18 protein-coding genes and 1 rRNA gene are annotated in these 22,537 nt (G+C 43.7%); 6 read left to right on the top strand and 13 right to left on the bottom strand.

Translation table 11 applies throughout. From position 1 onward, the window contains the following. The 12 genes from AB4Z30_RS21770 to AB4Z30_RS21825 all read right to left on the bottom strand — a co-directional run. A 16S ribosomal RNA gene (locus AB4Z30_RS21770) occupies positions 1–173 on the bottom strand; the annotation flags it as partial. A 568-nt stretch (positions 174–741) separates the two neighbouring features. After that, positions 742–1,476 carry a LytR/AlgR family response regulator transcription factor gene (locus tag AB4Z30_RS21775; RefSeq protein WP_441929550.1) on the bottom strand — a complete coding sequence of 245 codons (735 nt, stop codon included), beginning with the start codon at positions 1,474–1,476 and terminating at the stop codon, positions 742–744. 71 nt (positions 1,477–1,547) lie between these two features. Beyond that, the gene (locus AB4Z30_RS21780) at positions 1,548–2,849 is read right to left on the bottom strand and encodes a sensor histidine kinase (protein ID WP_441929551.1); all 1,302 of its coding nucleotides are present in this window, start codon (positions 2,847–2,849) and stop codon (positions 1,548–1,550) included. 289 nt (positions 2,850–3,138) lie between these two features. Further along, the gene (locus AB4Z30_RS21785) at positions 3,139–4,245 is read right to left on the bottom strand and encodes an ABC transporter permease (protein WP_441929552.1); all 1,107 of its coding nucleotides are present in this window, start codon (positions 4,243–4,245) and stop codon (positions 3,139–3,141) included. Between the two features lies 1 nt (position 4,246). Then, entirely contained in the window at positions 4,247–5,401 is a 1,155-nt protein-coding gene (locus AB4Z30_RS21790) for an ABC transporter permease (RefSeq protein WP_441929553.1), read from the bottom strand. Positions 5,402–5,405: 4 nt separating this feature from the next. Further along, positions 5,406–6,323 carry an ABC transporter ATP-binding protein gene (locus AB4Z30_RS21795; RefSeq protein ID WP_441929554.1) on the bottom strand — a complete coding sequence of 306 codons (918 nt, stop codon included), beginning with the start codon at positions 6,321–6,323 and terminating at the stop codon, positions 5,406–5,408. Positions 6,324–6,723: 400 nt separating this feature from the next. Beyond that, positions 6,724–6,891, bottom strand: a complete 168-nt coding sequence (locus tag AB4Z30_RS21800; RefSeq protein WP_090904771.1) for a DUF3934 family protein — start codon at positions 6,889–6,891, stop codon at positions 6,724–6,726. A gap of 138 nt (positions 6,892–7,029) precedes the next feature. Then, on the bottom strand, positions 7,030–8,250 hold the full coding sequence (locus tag AB4Z30_RS21805) for an MFS transporter (RefSeq protein WP_441929556.1): 1,221 nt from the start codon (positions 8,248–8,250) through the stop codon (positions 7,030–7,032). A gap of 21 nt (positions 8,251–8,271) precedes the next feature. Then, positions 8,272–8,877, bottom strand: a complete 606-nt coding sequence (locus AB4Z30_RS21810) for a TetR/AcrR family transcriptional regulator (protein ID WP_441929646.1) — start codon at positions 8,875–8,877, stop codon at positions 8,272–8,274. Between the two features lie 207 nt (positions 8,878–9,084). Next, positions 9,085–10,236, bottom strand: a complete 1,152-nt coding sequence (locus AB4Z30_RS21815; RefSeq protein WP_441929557.1) for a S1C family serine protease — start codon at positions 10,234–10,236, stop codon at positions 9,085–9,087. Positions 10,237–10,248: 12 nt separating this feature from the next. Then, the gene (locus tag AB4Z30_RS21820) at positions 10,249–11,388 is read right to left on the bottom strand and encodes a hypothetical protein (RefSeq protein ID WP_441929558.1); all 1,140 of its coding nucleotides are present in this window, start codon (positions 11,386–11,388) and stop codon (positions 10,249–10,251) included. A gap of 355 nt (positions 11,389–11,743) precedes the next feature. Then, complete coding sequence (locus AB4Z30_RS21825; RefSeq protein ID WP_441929647.1) at positions 11,744–12,169, bottom strand: VOC family protein; 426 nt, start codon at positions 12,167–12,169, stop codon at positions 11,744–11,746. 276 nt (positions 12,170–12,445) lie between these two features. Between AB4Z30_RS21825 and AB4Z30_RS21830 the strand changes: the two genes are divergently transcribed. Continuing rightward, positions 12,446–13,201: a class I SAM-dependent methyltransferase gene (locus tag AB4Z30_RS21830; protein ID WP_441929559.1), complete on the top strand. Its 756-nt coding sequence runs from the start codon at positions 12,446–12,448 to the stop codon at positions 13,199–13,201. A 144-nt stretch (positions 13,202–13,345) separates the two neighbouring features. On the opposite strand, the gene AB4Z30_RS21835 is transcribed toward AB4Z30_RS21830, so the two are convergent. Further along, the gene (locus tag AB4Z30_RS21835; protein ID WP_441929560.1) at positions 13,346–15,502 is read right to left on the bottom strand and encodes a penicillin-binding transpeptidase domain-containing protein; all 2,157 of its coding nucleotides are present in this window, start codon (positions 15,500–15,502) and stop codon (positions 13,346–13,348) included. A 175-nt stretch (positions 15,503–15,677) separates the two neighbouring features. Here AB4Z30_RS21835 and AB4Z30_RS21840 point away from each other — a divergent pair, with 175 nt between their 5' ends. The 5 genes from AB4Z30_RS21840 to AB4Z30_RS21860 all read left to right on the top strand — a co-directional run bounded on the left by AB4Z30_RS21840 (position 15,678) and on the right by AB4Z30_RS21860 (position 22,473). Beyond that, positions 15,678–16,082, top strand: a complete 405-nt coding sequence (locus tag AB4Z30_RS21840) for a CBS domain-containing protein (protein ID WP_441929648.1) — start codon at positions 15,678–15,680, stop codon at positions 16,080–16,082. A gap of 211 nt (positions 16,083–16,293) precedes the next feature. Beyond that, complete coding sequence (locus AB4Z30_RS21845) at positions 16,294–18,570, top strand: glycosyltransferase (RefSeq protein WP_441929561.1); 2,277 nt, start codon at positions 16,294–16,296, stop codon at positions 18,568–18,570. 17 nt (positions 18,571–18,587) lie between these two features. Next, positions 18,588–19,766, top strand: coding sequence for a hypothetical protein (locus AB4Z30_RS21850; RefSeq protein WP_441929562.1), 1,179 nt, complete (start codon positions 18,588–18,590; stop codon positions 19,764–19,766). A gap of 32 nt (positions 19,767–19,798) precedes the next feature. Then, positions 19,799–21,220 (top strand): MBOAT family O-acyltransferase, encoded by a 1,422-nt coding sequence (locus AB4Z30_RS21855; protein ID WP_441929563.1) that lies wholly within the window; start codon positions 19,799–19,801, stop codon positions 21,218–21,220. Between the two features lie 14 nt (positions 21,221–21,234). Then, complete coding sequence (locus AB4Z30_RS21860; protein ID WP_441929565.1) at positions 21,235–22,473, top strand: DHHW family protein; 1,239 nt, start codon at positions 21,235–21,237, stop codon at positions 22,471–22,473. The last annotated feature ends 64 nt before the right edge of the window (positions 22,474–22,537 follow it).

Here is a 22,537-nt window from a genome sequence, read left to right on the forward strand (position 1 = left end):
AGGGCAGGTTGCCTACGTGTTACTCACCCGTCCGAGGGCAGGTTGCCTACGTGTTACTCACCCGTCCGCCGCTAACCGTCAGAGAAGCAAGCTTCTCTTCAAGTCCGCTCGACTTGCATGTATTAGGCATGCCGCCAGCGTTCGTCCTGAGCCAGGATCAAACTCTCCAATAAAGATGAATTTCSCAGCGYGGTTAAACGCTGTAGAACTCATCGGGGTATTGAAAAGAGCGATAAGCTCATTTTGAATCTGACGAGATTAAAAATCTCAATTGTGTTCCAGTTTTCATACAACCAGATGGCATGTACCAAAACCTTCACGTTCATTCTGCAAGCAGAATGTTTCACTCACTCGTTGTTCAGTTTTCAAAGATCAAACTTATTCCCGTTACCGAAACTAGTTCGTTTCAGCAACTCTTATATAATATCATGTCCGAACCAACTTTGCAAGCTCTTTTTTTCAAGTTTCTTTCGAAGCTTATTTCATTCGCTTGCCGCACCGTTTCAACCGTGTTTTCTTGGCTGGACTAATAATATATCATGCCAGATCATCAATTGCAACACTTTATTAAAATAAACTTATTTAGTCGCACCCCCTTCTTGGCTTCTCACATTTGTCTTCATTATACAATATGTATAGGCACATATTCATGGAGTATAAGATTCGTTCCACTTTAAACGTAATATTAGCCCTCATTTATAATAGACTGTAAACAGCCATAACAAATGAGGGCTAATATACTCACTTTTGAACTATATCCTTTAATCCTTTCAAAAACCGACTGGAAGCATAGCAGATCTGTCCGTTCACCATCTGAATCTCCCTCGTGACAAAATCAATTTCTGAAATATTATCTTTATTCACTACATACGAGTTATGACAACGATAAAATCTGCTGTCCAGCTCAAGTAAGGTTTTCAATTTTCCATAGAACTCAACTTGACGATTTTTAGCATGTAGAATCACTTTATGTAATTGCGGAGAGGTTTCAAAAAATAAAATATCGTTGTACTCAATACTGATGACTTTATCGCCAGACTTTGTTTGAAAAATTTTACGACTGCTCTGTTTATTTTGAACATATCGCTGATTTGCCGTATTAATACATTCGATAACCCTTTTTTGTATATCAGTGAAATTATCTTTTATAATATAATCCATTGCTTCGACTTTATAAGTGAATGTTAGATAAGTCAGCTCTGAATGTGTCGTCACAAATACTATTGCTCCCTGAGTATCATATTGACGAATTTCCGCTCCGAGCGCAATTCCACTCTTTTCTTCCTGAATGTCCACATCCAAAAAATATAGACCTGTAGTATTATTTTGCTGGAGATATTCAATAATATCATTAGAATGTGCTGTAGAGATAACGACCTTCATATCTAAATTCTCTATCATAATATAGTCCGTTACATATTTGGTTAAACGTTTGCGTTGTTCTTCATCATCTTCACAAATAAAAATCTCCAACATGCCTTCCCCCCACTTAAACCGAGTTATTCTAATATCACACTACTGGCAGATCTATTGCCATCACTGTTGACCTAGGGCTCGAGCACTTCTAATATTTGAATGAATGTCTTTTCTTTGCGCTCAGTATCCAAAGCAACACCCTTGCACTGTGAAACTATCTCTTTTAAGTTGCTAAGACCAAGTCCACGATTGTTGCCTTTGGTTGAGAATCCCTTTTCAAAAAGTTTATATAATTCAGGTGTTTCCTCTCTGCAACTGTTCATGACCACAATTAATATGCCTCTTTCGTTACGAATCAGTGCTAAATTCACAATCGGTTCATCACAATGAATAGCTTCTTCAATAGCATTATCTAACAAAATCCCTACACATCGGCATAATTGCACGGAATCCAGATTGATTCGTTCAATAGGCTCAACAACCTCAATTACTGTATCAATGTCCAACTCTTGTGCTTTAATCATCTTTGCAGATATGACACCTTTTAATTCTTGCACTTTCAGATTATGTAACGGACCTAACTTGTATGTATTAGACTGCATCCCTTGGCTGATTGGCATAATCTTTTTTTCAAAGTAAATTTGTAACTGTTCCATATCTTTCTTTCGAATAAATTCAGACATACTCAGAAGAATATTAATATAATCGTGTCGAAATTTCTGCATATCTGTATATAATTGTTCCAGATTTTCCGTGTAATCTTTCAGCTGTTCATACTGTTCTTGACGATTCTGAAGTGCCGACTCTTTCATTACTGTTCGAGTTAGTGCAACAAAAACACCAATTAACAAAATAAAATAGAATATAAAAAGTATAGCATTGGCTTGAATATTCTCATCTGAGAAACCTTGTCGCTGCCCGATCCATATATTGATGTAAAAAATCACAACAGTAAAAATGGATAAAATCGATAGATATAAACCATATTTTTTCAAAAAGATATCAAGGCTATTTAACTTTGTAAAAAGTCCCCTAACTATTGCACTCATTAGAAATGTTAAAACCATAGTTCCCGTCACAGAAAGTAACATATGAAAACCATTATTTTGAATAGATGCATTAGAACCACCGATAATCCTGATATTTATTACACCACATATGTAATCGCTTATGACCATAAAAATAAGCGTAATCGTAGGAATTAGAATGCTAAGAATAAACTTTCTCAATTGGTAATACACGCTTAACATTAGAAACAATAAAACTATAAAACTAGCTGCTGATCCCATAACTAAAAAAAAGAAATATCCTAGAATGCTTGAAACAATGGCCAGAAAAGCAACATACTTCGGACTAAATTGATTCTTCAACATGATAGGAATAGACAAACTAAAGGTTACCATTTGAATCATACAAGCAACAAGCAGCAACATTATCAATAAGCCTTCTCTCTATGTGATAAAGACTCAGCGAGTCTTGCCTCTAATGAATTTCTAAGTAATCATTAACAAAAATTAACAAGAGGATGTAGTCATGATTATATGAAACAATGTAAAATATATCAACAAAATAGTCTATCTTACTGTTCCACCAGTACATAGCTGGGAACAAAGTAAGATAGACTATTAGGATAAATTAGGTAATATTTAACTACTTACTTATTAGTCAACAACAATTCGTTCGTATATGCGAGGTTTGCTATATTTTATACGCTGGAAGAGCTTAAATATCTTCCGTTCTCACTCTTGTCAGTAGTACAAAAATAATCGCAGCACAGACGAACAAACTGATAATATGCACTGTAATCATGCTGCTGTTACCTGTAAACCCACTGAACATCTCATTGTTCAACTCTGTGATCCAATGGGTAGGCAGTACACTTGCAATCTTTTGCATACCTTCAGGCATAATCGAACTTGGCCAGAGTGTTCCGCCTAACATCGCTAGAGGAAGTGATACTACAGTAATAAGCAACCGCCCAGCAGACATTTTAGTTGTACGACTCACAAGCAGTAACCCAATACCTGCCGCAATCATGTTTAGTAGTCCATACGCCAACACGAGCAATAGAAGTTCTCCGAACGATAAAGACAGGTCAATTTGGAAAACTCCGGTCATAAGAGCAATCATAAGTATGAATTGTCCTACTCCGATGACTGCAAACACACTTACAGTCTGCACGTAGTAGCTCAATTTACTGCTCGCTGCAAGTAATAAACGCTGGGTTGTGGTATGCACCTTATCACCAAGGAATAACAGTGTATTGGTCATTGTAAGGAACATAATGATAAACACAATCATATTAAATGAACTCGTTAATACTACCGCATTGGGGTTTCCAAGAATTTTCTGCTCCACTTGTATTGGAGCTTTGGTTGCTGCAGCTTCTTTCATACCTGCGGTTAATGATTCTTCACTGGTGGCATTTTTGGCCAGTGTTTTCAAAACGGAAAATACACTATTCAGTTTAATCTCCAACGAGTTTGAATTGAAATTCTGTTCTTTCACGTAACTATTCACCTTGAGCAGATCCGGATCATCAAATATGTCCTGAATACTTGAAGTAAACACGATCCCCAGACTGGTACTATGATGAATAGCATCATCTGCCGAAGCTGCTTGAGTAATGGTGACATTCTGCTTCTTCAGCATATCAGTGACATAAGAATTCACAGCTGAATCTTCTACATACATCGTAAGAGTGACCTTGGTTGCTTCCTCATATTGTGCTACTACAGAATACGTAAATACAACTGGCAACAACAAGATTAGGATAAAGGTAAGCTTTCGCTTGAAAATACGTCTTAAATACAGTTCGAATACCCGCATCTTATCGTGCCTCCTTTCTTGTTAGGGAGTATACTGCAATTAGAACAAACCCCATTGCAGCAATAAGGGCGGTAAATACAGGCATCAAATCAATTACGCCTTGCCCAATATAATCGAACATTGGACGTTGGAACACTTCATTGATGCTTATGGAACTGAGCTCACCCATATCAAGTTTAACGAATCCGCCACCCACAAATGTCATAACCGGAATCAACAATGTCACTACACCATCCACTTGTTTGATTCGGCGTCCAATAACCCCCAAGAGCAAACCTAGAGCGTTAAAGAAAATTGAACCTGCGATAATGATGAAGAATACAAACATCATGTTGTCTCCATAGCTGACGTTAAAAAAGAGCTTTGCACAGAATACAATGACTGCGCCTTGAAGAATAGATATGGTACACCCTGTTAGAAACTGTCCCATAATTAATGCTGTTTTGGAAATCGGACTAACAAGGTAACGATCTCCCAGCGCTTCACTGTACTCTTCCTGTACAAAATTCATGGTATTAGCCAAACCATATACAAGAATCAGAACTAACATAGTCACGCCATAATAGCTCATCGCTGAAATATTGGAACCACTCTCCGTGGAAGCCTCTGTTGCAGTTCCCGGAGCAGCCAACATGTTACTATACTCATGTGAATAAACGATATTTGGATTGTTGGCACTCGCAACTTCCATCGCCAAATAGCCATCACCATAGGCTGATAGGGCTAAGTCTGTAATATTAACTTTCTCAATATTATTATCCTTACCATATACCGTGATGTTACCGTTCTTATTGTTCTCATACTCACTTGTTAGATCTTTAGGCAGATATATATACTGTTCTACCTCTCCAGACTCCAACATCTTAAGCGCTTGTGTGCTGCTAGAGCCTACCTTGACATTAAACATCTCTTTATTGTCTTCACTACTAAGGAATGAAACAATATTTTTCCCTACATCCCCACTATCTTCATTGACCACAACTGTTGAAATCTGAGATATGACGGAAGACTTCGTCTCCTTATCCCCTGTCTGAAATACACCAGACAATGCATTACCCAGAATAAGAATCAAAAGAAGCGGTAACAGGATGTAATTTACAAATACGACAGGGTTCTGAAGCTTACGCTTCATACTTGTTGCAAATATCGTCCACATCGTTCTAATCCCTCAGATTCTTTCTTGTTAATTTGAAGAACACTTGTTCCAAATTAGGGGTAATATATTGAAAGTTTTTCACATCTTCGCCAAAAGACTCTTTGATCTGACTTATCGCATTCACGTCATTTTTGGGAACTCCCAACTCAACATTGTTGCCTTCTGCCAGTAATACAACATAATCCTCAAGCTGTTTGCTGTAAGCAGTACTTTTACGCTGTAGCTCCAAACGGATGATAGCCTGGTCTGTATGTTCCTGAATTACATCATTGAGCTTACCTTGGCAGAGCAATTGTCCATCATCGATAATTCCGACATGAGAGCAAATTCGTTCAACTTCCTCCATGTAGTGAGAAATATAGATAACGGTTGTTCCAAGTTGATTCAACTCTATAATGGCATCCAAAATTCGATTACGGGATTGTGGATCAACCCCCACTGTTGGCTCATCCAGTATAATGACATCCGGGTTGTGGACAATACCACAAGCAATATTGAGTCTTCTTTTCATGCCACCCGAGAATTTTTTAGGTTTTTGTTTACGTTCTTCCCACAGTCCAACAAACTCGAGGGCAAAACGAACCTGCTTCTTCAGCCGTTCCCCCTTCAATCCGTACAGTTTACCGAAAAACAATACATTCTCATAAGCAGATAGATCATAGATCAATGCCAAATCCTGAGGTACATAACCCACTCGTTTGTTTGTGCTTGCATTCAGATGTTCGTTAAACCACTGAATTTTTCCGTTTTGAGGTTTATCCAACCCTAACATAACTCTGGTTAAAGTTGATTTACCTGCCCCATTGGGACCTAGTAATCCGTAAATCTGACGGTCTCCAACCGATAAAGATAATTGTTTTAGTACGGGTTTCTTTTTGTTATAACTGAATTGAATATTCTCTCCAGTAAATACCGTTTGCATATTAGTTACCTCCTAGATTTGTTGTGCCTTTTATGTAAACTTAGTGTAGCACTCAATCTCATCACTTAAACTTTCATGTCATAACAGGCACGTATGAAGTAATAACTGTACTTTTTGAAACGAATTTTGGCTTCGTAACCGTTAAAACACTACTTCTGATAATCAGGTTCAATAACAAAAACAACGGTCCTGAAGATACGATATATCGTATCTTCAGGACCGTTGCTGCACATCAGATCTTTTTTATTATGTTTAGGCTGTAACCGTTACAACTGTTGATTGGGCGGACTTGTTATTTTGCATGACCCCTTAACCCGTTGGTGCTCTATATTATTATAGAACAAGAAGAGAGCCACCTGATAGTCAGGCAACTCTCTCCTCTGGCATCGTCAAGCTCCACTTACTCGGGCTTGCCACTTGAAGTTTCGGTATCGTCCTTCTTCTTCGTACCTTTACTTTTATAAGGTTTCGGGGCACTTTTCGCCCGGTTAGCAGCGGCTTGCCAGCGATTCCATCCCTTTTTACCCGTTCCGCGGCCTGTGCCACCCTTGCCTTTTGCTTTGCTCATCTTATCACTCCAATAATCCTGTCTATGCCTAAAATGATCTTCTTTGGTAACTATCCATTGTAACCTAGCCTAGGTGATTCACTTCCAGCAATTCTTATTATACCAAAATTGAAGTGTTCACGTTTAAATGTAGCAAAATTACACCTGAACCTTAGGCTCCTCTACTGACTTAACACTTCTCAGTACACGTAACGATAACAGGAAACAGATAGCCAGAACGGCTGCAGCTGAAACATAAGGATAGTTAATGTTCACGTCAAACAGTGCTCCCGCTACGATCGGCCCAGCGATGTTGCCCAGACTGGTGTATGCGGAGTTCAATCCAGCGACGAACCCCTGCTGCTCCTCAGCCAACTTGGACATCTGTGTACTGATCGCCGGGCGCAAAATATCCATACCCAAGAAGACGATAAATGTTACAACAACGATCAACCAGTACGTGTGAACGAACAAGGTTAGTAATACAAATACGGATACAAACAGCAAACATACCGTGATAACCTTCTTTTCCCCAAATGTGTTCAGCAACCAGCCAATCAGGGATACTTGCACAACTGCTCCAGCAATGGAACCAAATGTAATAATAAACGCGATATCTTTGGTCGTGAAACCAAACTTGTGATCCACAAACAGTGAGAATACCGTCTCGTAGTTAGCCAAACCAAAAGCCATGACAAATACGATGATTAGACTGAAAAAGTAAGGTTCCCGGTAAGAGTTGATAAGTTGGGCTACCATACCTGGTGCTTTTACTTTCGCCCCACTAGTTTCAGGTGAAGTCTGCTCACTCGCGCTCCGCTCGGATTCAGGCAAGATAATTAGCGTAAGGATTGCAGCCAGCAAACCCGCAACCCCTGCGGCATAAAAAGGAACCCGTATACCAAACTCGGCAATGTAACCGCCGATTCCTGGCCCGATGATAAAACCTGTTGTGATAGCTGCATTAATAAGCCCCATGCCTTTACCGCGCTCTTCTTCCGTTGTGATATCAGCCGTATAGGCCATAACTGCCGGAAAGATCAATGCTGCGCCAATACCACCCAGCATCCGGGCTGCGAAGAGCAGATAGGGTGCATTTACCGCACCAAACATAAATTCAGATACCGCAAAGATCAACATCCCGAATACGATAATCTTTTTGCGTCCCCACTGGTCTGACCACCTGCCCGCTACTGGAGAGAACAGAAACTGTGTGAATGAAAACGCCGCGAACAGAAGTCCCATTGTGAAGCCAGTTATATGAAGTAAGTTCATATAAGCAGGCATAATCGGCACAACCAAACCTATTCCCATAAATACGAGAAAAATATTCAACATTAACAGCAGCAATGCGCCCCTGTTACGTGTCAGTAAAGCCATGATTCCATCCTCCATCGTTGTCTAATTATGCTGTTTATCTTTGGCAATCCCGTGCAGAAATACACCGGCTGCTTGACGGTACAATGCGAGAGCCTCGTCAGGCTCAAGTTTTCGTGACATTTGGCTAAGCCCAATAATGGTACTTTCCAGAATGAGCGCAAGATGATCCACATTTTGCTCGTTGAATTCTCCGCTATCTATTCCTTCTTGAATCAGCTGTTTATTGAATTGGATGTGCCGTTCAAACAATACTGCGATTCGTTCTTCAATATCATTCTCTTTTTGCGTCCCAGTGAAGAACTCATCGGCTGCTTTCGTTAAAGGATGATTGATATCATCCATAATAAGCTGTTCCGCCAGGCCATGGATTTTCTCGGTGGAAGTGTGATACAGATGCACTTTGGACTTCCAGCTTGCTTCCCACTCCCGATCCCATTCATCAATAAGATAGAGAAAGAGCCCTTCTTTGCTTTTAAAATGATAATATATATTCCCCTTACTGCTTCCTGTCGCCGCGACGATATCCTCTATAGAAGTTGCTTTAAATCCTTTTTGTACAAAAAGGGCTTTGGATGCATCGGCAAGTTTTTTCTTGGTCTGCTCGGACTGGAGCTGCTTTTTATTCAAACTCACAACCTTCACTCCATTCTTATATACTGAACATTCGTTCTGTATTCTATCAAATATATAGCTATCCCGCAATATAAAAAGGAGGACCCGCTATTTGGCGAATCCTCCCTGATGATATAACATCAATCGCATAAGGTTAATTCATTGCTTTGAGCTGTTTAAATCAGACACCTATTGTATGCTATTGACCTTCAACGGATCATGCTATTTTATCTTCTTACCTTGCCCATGCAATATTTTCAGTTGACCATTTTCGTATCCGACTTGGTAGGTCACATTATACCGGGTTGTTACATATTCTCCATCCTTACGTTCTTCAGCAGCAATCACACCGCTTACTTCCATCTCTTCCTTACTCGTGCTCGTAGACGAAACTTTTTCCAGACTTACGTAACTGGTATTCGTGTAGCCTTCACGGAACTTGGCATAACTCGTGCCGCTCTGCCAATCACTTCCGAGCAAGGCATAAGCAGACACATAATCACTCATGCTCAGGTAGTCGTAAAACCCAGCCACTAACGCTTCAGCTTCAGATAAAGCAGTTGAAGAAGTCTGCGAGGATGAATCCCTAACCGTTTGCACCGCTTTGGCATCAGGGGAACGTTCCGACCATTGCTGTACCTGCTTTAATACACTCGTGATGGGGATGCTGAAACCGATTCCTCCTTCCTGTTTCACAACAGTTGAATTAATACCAAGAACCTCTCCTGTCTCGGCATCAATCAGCGGGCCCCCGCTGTTCCCGTTGGTAATCGGTGCGGAGATTTGATACAAGTTCGTGTATATATAAGGCGGTATTTCAAAGCTACGGTCAAGTCCGCTGATAATACCGGTAGTCACCGTATTTTCAAAACCGAGCGGACTGCCGAGTGCAAGTATTTCATCGCCAACCTCCGCTTTAGCAGATGCGATGGGCAGAGGTTCCATTTTCACAAGATCCGGGACTCTGACAACAGCCACATCCGTCTCTTCGCCAAAACCAATAACCGTACCCTGATATTCCTGATGATCCAAGGTGCGAATCGTCACCTCTTTGGAACCTTCCACGACATGCGCATTGGTAATGACATCACCCTTGTTATTATATAAGAAGCCGGAGCCCAGACCATCGCCACTTTCAATCGTAACGACTTTTTTCTGACTATCTTCAATAATCTGTTTACGTGTTTTCTTCTCCGTTGTGTTTGAAGTTGTCTTTGCACCGGGCTTATCATCCTGTTTAGTGGAGGCGACAGCCAGTTTGGGAGCTAGCGTCATTTCATCTGCTGTCTGCTGTTGAATCCAAAACACGCCTCCTACTCCAGCTCCAATGATAATAGCACTGGAAATGATCGTTCCCCACATCCGTTTGCTCATTTTATCGTCCCCCTACTCCACATACCATGATGCATTCGTAACCGTTACATTCGCTGCTTCATATACCCCATAATAGGAGGTTTCAAAATATCCCTCTGCACCTACGTCCAATATAGCTGGGTACACATAAACATCTGTCTCGCCGATGTAATCGCCATTGGAGGCATTTATACTAACGATAAGAGCCACGGATGAGATCGGACGTGTCCCCTGATTAAACACCGACCCGCTAATATGCAAGTCCCCATACTCGTCCAGCTCGGCAGACAAATCCGTTACATATACGGCCCCTGTACGATTGCGAAGCTCCTCCTCGGCTGCCTGCTGCTCTGCAAGTCGAATACGTTCTTCCTCTGCTTTCTCAAACGCCTTCTTCTCACGCAGGACCTCCTCTCGGTATTTGGCCAGCTTTTGGTCATCTGGTGCATAAGATAATCCATTGTCCACAGTTTGCAGCGCTGCTGTAAAATCACGTTTCTTCACTTGCTGCTCTGCCTGCTTGTAACTAATGCCTGCCAGCTTGTCGGTAATCTGCTTCTTTACAGCTTCGGCTTCCTTACCGCTGAGCTTGGATATCGTTTTGAGTTTATCTGCGAGTGCATCCACAGTTGTTAACTGATCAATTTCCTTTTTCACTTTCAAAACAGCCAGGGTCACCTTTCGATTGTTCAAGGCTGCTCTTGCCTTATCAAACACCGGCTCTTGCCGTTCGTTTAATGTTTTTGCTGCCGTTTGAATGACTTTATCCGCTTCGGACAGCTTGCCTGTTTTGAGCAAATTTGCGGCTTCGTCCATCTGTTTCCATAGATCGTTTGCTTTCGCTGTAATCTGCCTGTCTTGAACAAGCGCTTTTACATTCGGTCTTTGGGCAAGAGCTCTGTCCAGCAAATCCAAAGCTTCAGCATATTTCCCGTCCAGTGCAGCCTTCTCCGCCTCAAGATGCAGCGTCTTCACATGAGCATTAATGAGATTCTCCTTATTATAATAATACGTCAACAGCGCACCCATAATCGCTGCAAGCAGCAGTGGGATTACCCATAGGAATGGACTGTTCTTGCGCTTGCTCACCGTTCCGGTTGCAGATTCATTACGTGGTTCCAGCCCTGCTGGCTCGGACCAGATTTGCTCCTCTGTGGAGCTGAGTTGTTTCAACGGGGTTCCACACTTCTGACAGTGGTCTTCCCCGGAGTTGTTTTTTGTCCCGCATATGTGACAGTACACCCTGATCCCTCCAAACTAAACGTATGTAAATTCAGATTTGTCATCTGTTGCTTTATTCTGTTGTAGTCTTGCTGTTACTTCATATCACTCCAGAATATGTGTTGCCTAATCTCGTGGTGAATCGACATTTATCATATAGCAAAAAGGTAAAATGCACCATATACTCCTGACAAAAAAATAAAAAAGGCCCTCCTGTTCCCAGGAAGGCCTTGGCGTATATTCAGCGAGTCGTTTCGATCCGAGCCGTTTGATACGGAAATAGTTGATTGATTCTATCCAGTACAATCTACTCTGTCTGATTGGAAGGAAAAGCACTTAAATTGATATAAGAAACCTCCCATAGATGGTTGTCCAAGTCTTGAAAGCTCCGTCCATACATGAATCCGTGATCCTGAGGCTCATTATATGATTTCGCTCCTGCATCAAGTGCAGCTTGTACAATCGCATCTACTTGCTCCCGGGATTCAACAGATAAGGCTACGATCAATTCAGCTGTATCAGTCGCATTTGCTATTTTTTTCGTAATAAAGGATTGGAACCGTTCCTCCACCAGCAACATAACAAAGATATTGTCTCCGACAATCATACAGGTAGCCTTATCATCCGTAAACTGGGCGTTGAACTCAAATCCCACTTTTGTAAAGAAATCAACCGACTTCTTCAAATCCTGGACAGGCAAGTTGACAAAAATCTGATTTGCGCGAACAGCCACCATCGATCACCTCGTATTCCTAGAATAGATTCCACCCCAAAATATCATCTCGCGTATGCGCTGTCAATTCGGTATAATAAGGCTATTCCAACATGTGAGGTGAAAGGGATGTTGTTCCCAATCGTTCGAAGTAATTAGTCATCGGGCTGGATCAAAACGCGTACCAGCTACCAAGGGGTAGCTCTGTCCATTTGAGCCGGTTCGAGATGCAAAAGAACGATTGCACATGACAACAAGTCCTGATCATCACATCATATATTGGAGGATAAATTTAATATGACAAAACAATGGGATTACAAAACATTTTACGAACGTGTCGGGCAGCAAAATGGATGGGATTTCAGTACGATGAAGATCGTCTCTGATCCAACAGATTGGGACTTCTACAATGAAGTTACTCGCTGCACACAACCATCCGACCTACTGCTGGACATTGGTACGGGTGGAGGCGAAGCGGTGCTTTCCATTGCCAAATACGCGCATCTGCTTGTTGGTATCGATTTGGCTCAAGGCATGATCGAGACAGCACAGCGAAATCTGGAAAAGTCAGCAAGTTGCACCAATGTGCGTTTCATGCAGATGGATGCAGACAACCTCCAGTTTCCGAATAAGTTCTTCAATATCGTATCCTGCAGGCATTCCGCATTCTCGGCAGCGGAAGTGTACAACGTTCTCGCGGAGGACGGCGTATTCCTGACCCAGCAAGTGAGCGAGCATGATAAAGTAAATGTAGCGCAGGCTTTTGGACGTGGACAACATTTCGGCGTTGAACCTGGAACGCTGTTGGAGCAGTATAAACAGGAGCTCAAACAGGCAGGTTTCCAGCAAACCGAAGTCCGCGAATATAATGTAACCGAGTATTACGCTACACCGGAAGATCTCTTGTTTCTGCTGACACATACGCCTATCGTTCCTCATTTTGGAGAGTTCGCATCGGATCTGAACATTTTCGAGCAGTTTGTGCAGGATAACCGAGACGAGCAAGGTATCCGGACCAACTCGGCGCGGTTCATGATTACGGCCAGAAAATGATCTGATCTAAATGATATGAAATAAAATTAGAATAGATAAAATAAAAAACGCGCCTTGGTGAACCTGTTTGGTTCCAGCCAAGAGCGCGTTTTTGGGTTTGGTCTTTTCATTCCTTCTGATACGAAAGGCATCACTGGATTATGATTATTGCTCAAGCTGTAGCTTCTGCAAAAACGGCTTCAGACGATCCACCACATAGTGACTGCCACCGCGGCCATTCACCTCTTCGATCACGGCCGCCAACAAAAACGACGGTGATTCGGTATCAAACGTAACGAAAAATCCGTTCTCCTGACCTTGATCACCTTTCTTCGCTTTCAATTCTGCGGTTCCTGTTTTGCCTGCAAGACCGCCAGCAATAGAGCTGAGTGTATGTGCCGTCCCGCCTTGGCGCGATACGACCTGTTTGAGCGCGTCTTTGACGGTATTTGCTACATCCGGTGTGATAATCACCTCAGGATCAGGGGTCTCTTTTCCAACAATCAGTACAGGGTTCACTAGCTTGCCTTCATTCACAAATGGCGTAAAGGCAGCAGCCAGATGAATGGGTGACATCAACATCTCCCCCTGACCATATGACGTGTCGGCCAGCAGCACCTCGGAAGCCAGGTCCCTGTGCGCTTCGTTTGAATACTGACTTGGCTTCAAATACATCTCATCCAGTCCGAAATTTTTTCCGAACCCGAACTTCTCAATTCCCTCGATAAACTTGGCACTCCCCATCTCCGTTGCTTCCATCGCAAAATAAATATTGTCCGAGTACACCAGGGCATCAACCATATTTACAGGGCTCAAGCTCTTTACCCGTTTGACGTAGTATCCACCCCAACTCTCGTTCTTCCTCCATTGCAAACCAGAAATATCATGTGTTTTGTCTGCTGTGGTGATGTTCTCCATGAGACCAGCTGCTGCAGTAATCGCTTTGAAGGTTGATCCGGGAGCATATCGTGTCGTTACTCGGTTAATAAAAGGGAGCTTTTCGTTTGCCGAATAGGCATCCCACTCGGCCTGCGTCAGACCGGTAACCATTTTATTCGGATTGTAGGAAGGAGAACTCGCCAGAGCAAGCAGGTTCCCGTCCTTCGGATTCATCAGCACCATTGCCCCAGCGTCACCACCGCCAGCGAGCGTCTGATACAACCTTTGCTGCTGTGCGGAACTGATGGTTAGTTGCACATCCTTGCCATCCACTGCATCCTTGCGGATCAGCTCGGAGCGAGTGTTGCCCGCTTCATCGGTAATCTCAATCAGACCGCCACGCTCACCGCGCAGTTGCTTTTCCATGGACTGCTCCATTCCAGCTTTGCCGATCCAGTCTTCCGCACGGTAATACCCTTCGGTATCTTTATCCAAGTCTTCCTTGGTAGCCTTGCGTACATATCCAATCAGATGTGCTGCTGCCTCACCAAGCGGATAATATCGAATTTCCTTGCTTTGCAGGGCAACTCCGCGAAGAGAATCCGGTACATCAAACTCCTCCGTAGAACCGATCGGCACAAAAAATTCAGGTTTTACCCATGTCTGACTGATTGCTTTCTGAATCGCCTGGGCAGACACCTTGTAATGATCTGCGATGCGAGCAATCATCTGATCCGGGTTCTCTCCCAGCTTCTCAGGCACGATGCCCCACTCATTCATTGTGCCTCGGGTTGCCAGTGGCAGCCCGTCACGATCTACAATATCGCCTCGATTCGGGAACAGCGTTTTGACGCGAACTTTGCTGCCCTTCACCATATCATTAAGAATCAGGGATGGCTGCCAGTTAATCTGCCAGATTTTGCTCCCGTCCTCAAGCTCCTGCCGAACCAGCTTTAACGTATGTGTCTCGCTTACTTCACCCAGAAACGTAGTCAGATTCAAGTTATAATCGACCTCGTACAGATCAGGATTACTTACAGCCTGTTTTGACTTATCCTTCGTCTCATCATCTTCTGTCGTTGTTTTTGATTCAACCTGCGTCTCGCCAGCACTTGCGTTCCCGGAGGTTTGAGCGTCAGCGCCAGCAACCTTTTCAGGCTTTAGTTCAGCCTTAATGTTAGAAATCTGCATTCCTGAATAAATGGCATTGTATTTTTCGACAAACTGCTCCTTGGTCATGCCTGCCTCGGTCAACGAAGCAGATGACATCAACGAATACATCTGGTCGAACTCTTTCTTTTGCAGATGCTCTATGTACTGATTTACAGTTGTCTGGGGTTTCGGTTCCTCTGGTTTGTTATTCTGCATATAAAGATACATTCCGATGCCACCTGCAAATAGAATCGGCAAAAGTCCATATAATAATTTACGTTTCGATTTCACGTCACATCACCTCTACTCTATACTATAAATTTCCTGTGCGGATTAAACAATGTAACAAATCTGATGAATTTGTCATTAAAAATAGCCTTAAGCTCACATAATATGTTTAAATAAGAATAGTGAATTACATACTAGAGCTTTTTTGCGATGCAAAAGGCTGAAAAGGAGCCCGATGATGGAAATCAGCTATTTTTTACTCCCAAAAGCCGAAGTGGCCTATATCGAGTCTACCGCTTCCATGAAAGATGCTATTGAGCAGTTGGAATCGCACCACTACACCGCCATTCCCGTAATTGATCCGGATGGAAAATATGTTGCTACTCTGTCCGAAGGTGATCTGTTATGGAAAATGCGCAATACGCCCGGATTGACATTCGATAATATGGATCAAGTGCAGGTCAATGAAATTAGTAATCGCATCTATAACGAATGTGTTTACATTGAAGCAGAGATGGAGGATATGCTGACACTTGCGGCAGACCAAAACTTTGTACCTGTAGTGGATATAGATCGTGTCTTTCTCGGAATCATTCGTCGTAAAGATATCATTGAATACTACACTCGCAACATATCGGATTAGAAGTAAACCGGAGAAACGGATCAGTCTCATGCTGAATTTGCTGTCTACATGAGATACTACGAAGAAGACGAGCCCATGGGCTCGTTTTTTTTTTGCACCGTTTCCTGAATATCATGTTCAGAATTCGTTCAGAACACTATTGTACTATGGACATATCGCTAAGCTAACCCCCTGTTAATTCTTTAAACATGAATAAAGAGAGGTATCTACCTTGAATCATTTAAGCACACGCAAGAAAATACTGGTTACTGCAACGGTGATTATGTCTTGTATTTACGTTATATGGCGCACATTTTTCACTATCCCTTTCGGCCATGGCCCACTCGCTGTAACTGCTGGCCTTGCCCTCCTGATTGTTGAACTTATCGGCATGTTCGAACTGGCTGTGCATTTTTATAATATGACCCGGCTTGAATATCCCGAACTGCCCGTCATTGATGAGTCATTGTATCCAGATGTTGATGTTTTTATTGCTACGTATAATGAACCTGCATCCTTACTTTTCAAAACGATTAACGGCTGTCTCAACATGGATTATCCGGATCGATCCAAAGTCCATATCTATCTATGCGACGACTCCAATCGTCCCGAAATGCGAGAGCTGGCTGCGCATATGGGGATCAACTACCTGACCCGAACCGAGCATATCCATGCCAAGGCTGGAAACTTGAACAACGCCATGAAACATTCTTCATCACCTCTAATCGCCACGTTTGATGCCGATATGATTCCGAAGCATGATTTTCTGACGTCCTGTGTGCCTTATTTTCTGACAGGAGAAAAGATTGGCTTCGTTCAAACTCCGCAAAGCTTCTACAATCCCGATCAGTTTCAATACAATTTGTACTCGGAAGGCCGAATCCCGAATGAACAGGACTACTTCTATCGTGATGTGCAGGTCGGGCGGAACAAATCCAATTCCGTCATCTATGGCGGAACGAATACGCTACTTTCGAGGCAGGCACTCGAAGATGTGGGCGGTTTCTATACCGGCTCCATTACTGAGGATTTTGCCACTGGCATTGAAATGCAGAGCAAAGGGTATCGCTGTTTTGCTACCAATAAAGTGCTTGCTTCGGGACTCGCTCCCGGTGATTTGAAAAGCCTGATCAAGCAGCGCCAACGCTGGGCACGCGGGTGTATCCAGACCGGTAGAAAAATGAACATCCTGTTCAAGCGAGGACTTACCTTTGCCCAAAGACTGAATTATATCTCTTCAATTACCTATTGGTACTCCGGGTTAAAACGGGTGCTGTACATCATGTCACCTATTCTGTTTGCCGTGTTTGGTGTGCTCGTCGTGAAGTGTACTATTCTGGAGATTCTGGTCTTCTGGCTGCCCATGTATCTGTTAACCAATACGTGTCTGCGCATGCTGTCCGGTAATATTCGAACAACCAAATGGACGAATGTATATGAAACAATCCTGTTTCCGTCACTGTTGCCTGCGGTCATTCTGGAAACACTGGGCATCACGTTGAATAAATTTGCCGTGACCCGCAAAGACGGTGCTCATAATGATCGGAGCTACCAGCTCAAACAGATCATTCCGCATCTGATTCTGGCTATGCTCTCTATAATCGGTATCGTCAACTGCATTCACTGGACATTTAGTCAGGGCACCATTGGATTCCTCGTTGTTCTATACTGGCTGTTGATTAATTTCTACAACATTATGATGTCGATCTTTTTCCTAAGCGGACGTAAAGTGTTCCGCAACTATGAGCGTGTTCTGGCTGCAGTGGACTGTACACTAACGACTGAAGGTGAAACTCTGTCCACGGTTACGCATGATATTTCGGAAGGCGGGATCGCCATTGTACTGGACACACCGAGATATATCCCCAGCGAAGCCCAATTTGCTGTACGTCTGGTGACGGATCATTATTCAAGCGAGTTTAAGGCCAAGGTGACTCATGTAACTTCAATCGGTAATAAGTGGAAGTATGCTTTTAAAGTGCACGAGATATCAGAGCAGGATCAGCGTCAGTTGTTACATATTGTGTATGACCGCGAGCCTACGCTTCCGCAGAAGCTGGATAAAGATATCAGTACGTTTGAGGACATCCGTCTGAATTTTGTAAGACGCGGACAGGTAGGCCTCATGTCCAACCGCAAGCTGGCACGCATTCCGCTGAACTATGAACTGGACACACCCGAATATGGGACTGTTACACTGCTGGACTTTAATTATGAATTTTTGCTTGTGAATACGTCACGGCAGGAAATGGCTTATGAGCTTCTTTTGCCGCTTGCCGAAGGCTTATCCTTGGACTGTGTATGGGTAAAGTCGATGCGCAGCAAGCATGGCATTCTGTACCGAATCAGAAATATTCAGGACATTGTCCGAAATGGACAAATGCCTGAACTGGAAGCCCTTTTGAAACAGTGGAATGTGGCGTATACCGAGGCAGGCAAACCCAAACGCCCAGCACCGAATAAAAGCTTCATCTCGAATGATGAACTTGACGAGATGGCCTATTTATAACATGGAGGAAAGAGAGTATGAGTACGAAATGGCAGCAATGGCTGCTTGTCGCAATTCTCACAGGTTTATCTAGCTTATACCTCGCTGCTACTGCTTCGGCCCAGCCGGATCAGCTACAGTGGAGTGAGCGTTCCATAAAGGTGTGGAATAATGGGGCCAAAGTGCGGTCCAAGTTGGACCGTAACGACAGCTTACAGATCAACACCTCGACACAAGGTCTACAAAAAGGATATTACTCCGCCTATGTATATGAGTTGCAAAACAGGGACTGGTCGGGCTACAGCGAGTTAAGGTTCTCCGTTCGCAGTGATTCAGATCAGGCGCTACCACTGAACGTTGTCATCACACGAGCAGATCGATCCACACTCACAGTGCCCGACCAACGTAACGTTATCGTCATTCCCTTGGCAACCAAAGAACCGCAGCTGGTTCATCCGGTGGATGGATTAATTAGACTGGAGCCAGGGTTTGAGGGCGAGGTCCGTGTTCCCTTTTCCAGTCTCATGATTCGAGACAAGGTAGCTACAGTTGACCGCGCCACACCGGGGAAAATTCTAAGCTGGGGAATCACGATGACTTCACCGGAAAACGCACAGCTGAATTACCGCGTTGGAAACATCAAGCTGCTTCCTAGCAAAGAAGCCGCTACAGAGAACCGTTTATCCTCTGCAATGATTACCGGAGACGAACGAGTAGTAAAACCGGTGGCTGGTGAATCGGTTGCCAGCTATACCGTCAGTGGTTTGCCAACGACAGATCCGAAAAATTCGGAGACTCCGGAAGTCATATTCCAGCTTGCTGATCCTGTGCAGGGGGTATCCATCAGTTCCGATGGTTTGCTGACCCTTGGAGCCGATACCGTGAAGGCCGATTCAGTTATAATTCGTGCTCTGGTGGATCAGAAGTGGAGCCTCGATTATACCGTCAAGCTTGATCGTTCTACGGCGATGCAGATGAAGGAAGCGGATGGAACGCCGCGTTTCATCCCTTCGCCTGATCTTGTTCCCAAAGTGCTGGAGCCTTCCGCTGTATGGTTACGACCATGGATGGAATGGATGATCCGTATCGTTCTTCTTCTCATTGGACTCGCGGTGGTTATCCCGTATTGGTACTGGAGAAGACGACAGCATGGCTCCCACGCCGGTCAACAACGTTCAATGAATCATAGTCGGTCCAAGCGACTGTTCAAAATGTAGATTCTTTATTTCATCTTCAAGGAGGAAAGGCAGTGCTCTTTTCCAGTGTAGTCTTCTTATTTTATTTCTTGCCTCTTGTACTGGGGTTGTATTATATATTGCGGTTTTCTGTGACACTGAAAAATATGTTGCTGCTTGTGGCGAGCCTGTTCTTCTATGCATGGGGTGAACCCCGCTTTGTGCTGGTCATGCTGGTCTCCATCGCACTGAACTATGTTTTCGCACTGCTCGTGGACAAGTACCGGGATCGGCGCAATGCCGCCTATACCATCATTACTGTAATGCTTGCTGCCAATCTGGGCATGCTGTTTGTTTATAAATACCTGGCGTTTGCCCTGCGCATTGTCAATGAAAGTACAGGCTTTGGCCTGAACATTCCGCATATTGCATTGCCGCTCGGCATTTCCTTTTTCACCTTCCATGCAATCTCCTATGTCATTGACGTGTACCGCGGACATGGCAGTGTGCAGAAGAATCCATTTTATGTCGCCCTCTATATTTCCTTTTTCCCTCAGCTTGTAGCCGGGCCTATATTGCGTTACAACATGATTGCGGATCAGATGATCCATCGCAAAGAAAGCTGGGACAAGTTCGCGGTCGGCTGCTGCCGTTTCATCGTCGGTTTGAGTAAAAAGGTACTGTTATCCAACAGTATGGCGATTGTTGCCGATCATGCATTCAGCATGGGTGGGACAGGTGATATCGCTTCAAGCCTGGCTTGGCTGGGAGCAATTGCCTACACATTGCAGATTTATTTCGACTTCTCGGGTTATTCCGATATGGCGATTGGACTTGCGCTTATGTTTGGTTTCAAGTTTGAAGAAAACTTCAAATATCCGTATATCTCCCGCTCCATCACCGAATTCTGGCGCCGCTGGCACATCTCGCTCGGTACCTGGTTCAAAGAATATGTTTACTTCCCGCTGGGAGGATCACGCGTCAGCAACAAGGATAAGATGATCCGCAATCTGCTGGTCGTCTGGGGACTCACGGGCATCTGGCACGGAGCGGAATGGACATTTGTCATCTGGGGTCTAATCAACTTTGCGTTCATTGCGCTGGAGAAAATATTCAATCTGGACAAAAGCACACGTTTGGCTCCGCTCCGACATTTCTATGCCATGTTTGTTGTGGTCATTGGATGGGTCATTTTCCGTTCACCGGACTTGTTACAGGCCGGCAACTACCTTGGCAACATGTTCGGACTCTATGGTAACGGCTTCTGGAGTGATACAACCTGGATGTTCATGAAAGAATACGCCCTTTTCTTCATTCTCGGCATTCTGTTCTCTACACCCATTGCACTACGGATGAACAAATGGATGGTGGATGGTGTTCGCTTCGGTAAACCGCTGGAACTGATCTACCCGGTGACCATCATTGCATTGTTCCTCGTGTGTGTGTCCTATTTGGTCAAAGGCACGTACAACCCGTTTATTTATTTTAATTTCTGAGAGAAGGATTCCATATGCATAGCTTTTTTGCCAAAAAGAGAATGACCGCCTTTCTCTTCATCCTTGTGCTCGCTACGTTATCGATCTTGAATATCATGCAGTCTTTCGGACCAATGAAAAAAACACTGGCGTCAGCGGACTACCGCTTCTCCAATGCCAAAGGTATCATTAACGAGCTGGATGCAGATATAAATGAGCATGTTTTTGAGAAGTTTGGTTTCATCGAAGCCTACGGATACTTGCAGTCGCTCATGGGGAAAAACGAAGAGAATAACTTTGAGGTGGTCAAAGATACAGAGGGCAAGCTGCACTATACGTACTTTGCTACAGGGCCTACAGATACCAAGGAACTTTCTGAGCGGGTTGCCAAGCTTGGGGCACAATTGGGGGCAAAAACCAAGCTTACGTATGTCATGACACCCGACAAATATGTACGTGGACATACGGCATTCCCGGAAGGTATTCCTTACAATTATAACAACGAAAGCGCCGATGGTTTCCTCACCCATCTGAATGAGGCTGGTATCGACACGCTGGATCTGCGTGAAGGATTGCTCGAGAGCGGCATACCGGCGAAGGATTTATTTTTCACAACCGATCATCACTGGAAAATCAAAACAGCTTTCTGGGCCTTCGGTCAGTTGGTTCATCATCTGGATGGCATGTACAACAAGCCACTCGATCCGAATCATTATTTTACAGATATAAGCAACTACAATGTAATCCCGTATAAGGATTTCTTCATCGGATCACAAGGCCGCAAAACCGGGAAATATTACGCGGGTGATGATGATTTTGATCTCATATATCCCAAGTTCAAAACCAACTATTCTTTTTATTTTAAGACGGGTGAAACGGAAGCCACGTTGAACGGCCGCTTTGAGGATTCGCTTTTAACGACATATCCTTTGAATGTAAAAGGCGCTACCTACGATCTAACCGCCGACAAATACTTTACGTATCTGTATGGCAATCAGGGAATCGTACATGTGACGAATAAAGACAAGGCAAACGGACTCAAGGTCATGTTTATCAAGGACTCACTCGCCGTGCCTATGATTTCTTTTCTCTCAACGGTTGTCTCCGATGTGTATCTGATTGATCCAAGGTATTATACGGGAGACATCATTGATTTTGCGAAAAAGACCGATCTGGATCATGTCTTTGTGTCGATCTCGCCTCAAGACCTCGTCGATGAGTTTTTCCCTTACGGGAAGAACAAAACGGAAAATCAAGGTGCCCGTTCTAAATAAAATTGCTTTAGGATAAAACATGAAAAAGGGTACTCTCTTGGCGCTCAGTGCCAATGGAGTCCCC

This window comes from Paenibacillus sp. 2TAF8, from assembly GCF_052114825.1.
Classification (GTDB): domain Bacteria; phylum Bacillota; class Bacilli; order Paenibacillales; family Paenibacillaceae; genus Paenibacillus.

Coding starts and splice junctions, on each gene's coding strand:
- AB4Z30_RS21775 (WP_441929550.1), bottom strand. CDS start 1,476: ATGTTGGAGATTTTTATTTGTGAAGATGATGAAGAACAACGCAAACGT.
- AB4Z30_RS21780 (WP_441929551.1), bottom strand. CDS start 2,849: ATGTTGCTGCTTGTTGCTTGTATGATTCAAATGGTAACCTTTAGTTTG.
- AB4Z30_RS21785 (WP_441929552.1), bottom strand. CDS start 4,245: ATGCGGGTATTCGAACTGTATTTAAGACGTATTTTCAAGCGAAAGCTT.
- AB4Z30_RS21790 (WP_441929553.1), bottom strand. CDS start 5,401: ATGTGGACGATATTTGCAACAAGTATGAAGCGTAAGCTTCAGAACCCT.
- AB4Z30_RS21795 (WP_441929554.1), bottom strand. CDS start 6,323: ATGCAAACGGTATTTACTGGAGAGAATATTCAATTCAGTTATAACAAA.
- AB4Z30_RS21800 (WP_090904771.1), bottom strand. CDS start 6,891: ATGAGCAAAGCAAAAGGCAAGGGTGGCACAGGCCGCGGAACGGGTAAA.
- AB4Z30_RS21805 (WP_441929556.1), bottom strand. CDS start 8,250: ATGGCTTTACTGACACGTAACAGGGGCGCATTGCTGCTGTTAATGTTG.
- AB4Z30_RS21815 (WP_441929557.1), bottom strand. CDS start 10,236: ATGAGCAAACGGATGTGGGGAACGATCATTTCCAGTGCTATTATCATT.
- AB4Z30_RS21830 (WP_441929559.1), top strand. CDS start 12,446: ATGACAAAACAATGGGATTACAAAACATTTTACGAACGTGTCGGGCAG.
- AB4Z30_RS21840 (WP_441929648.1), top strand. CDS start 15,678: ATGGAAATCAGCTATTTTTTACTCCCAAAAGCCGAAGTGGCCTATATC.
- AB4Z30_RS21850 (WP_441929562.1), top strand. CDS start 18,588: ATGAGTACGAAATGGCAGCAATGGCTGCTTGTCGCAATTCTCACAGGT.
- AB4Z30_RS21860 (WP_441929565.1), top strand. CDS start 21,235: ATGCATAGCTTTTTTGCCAAAAAGAGAATGACCGCCTTTCTCTTCATC.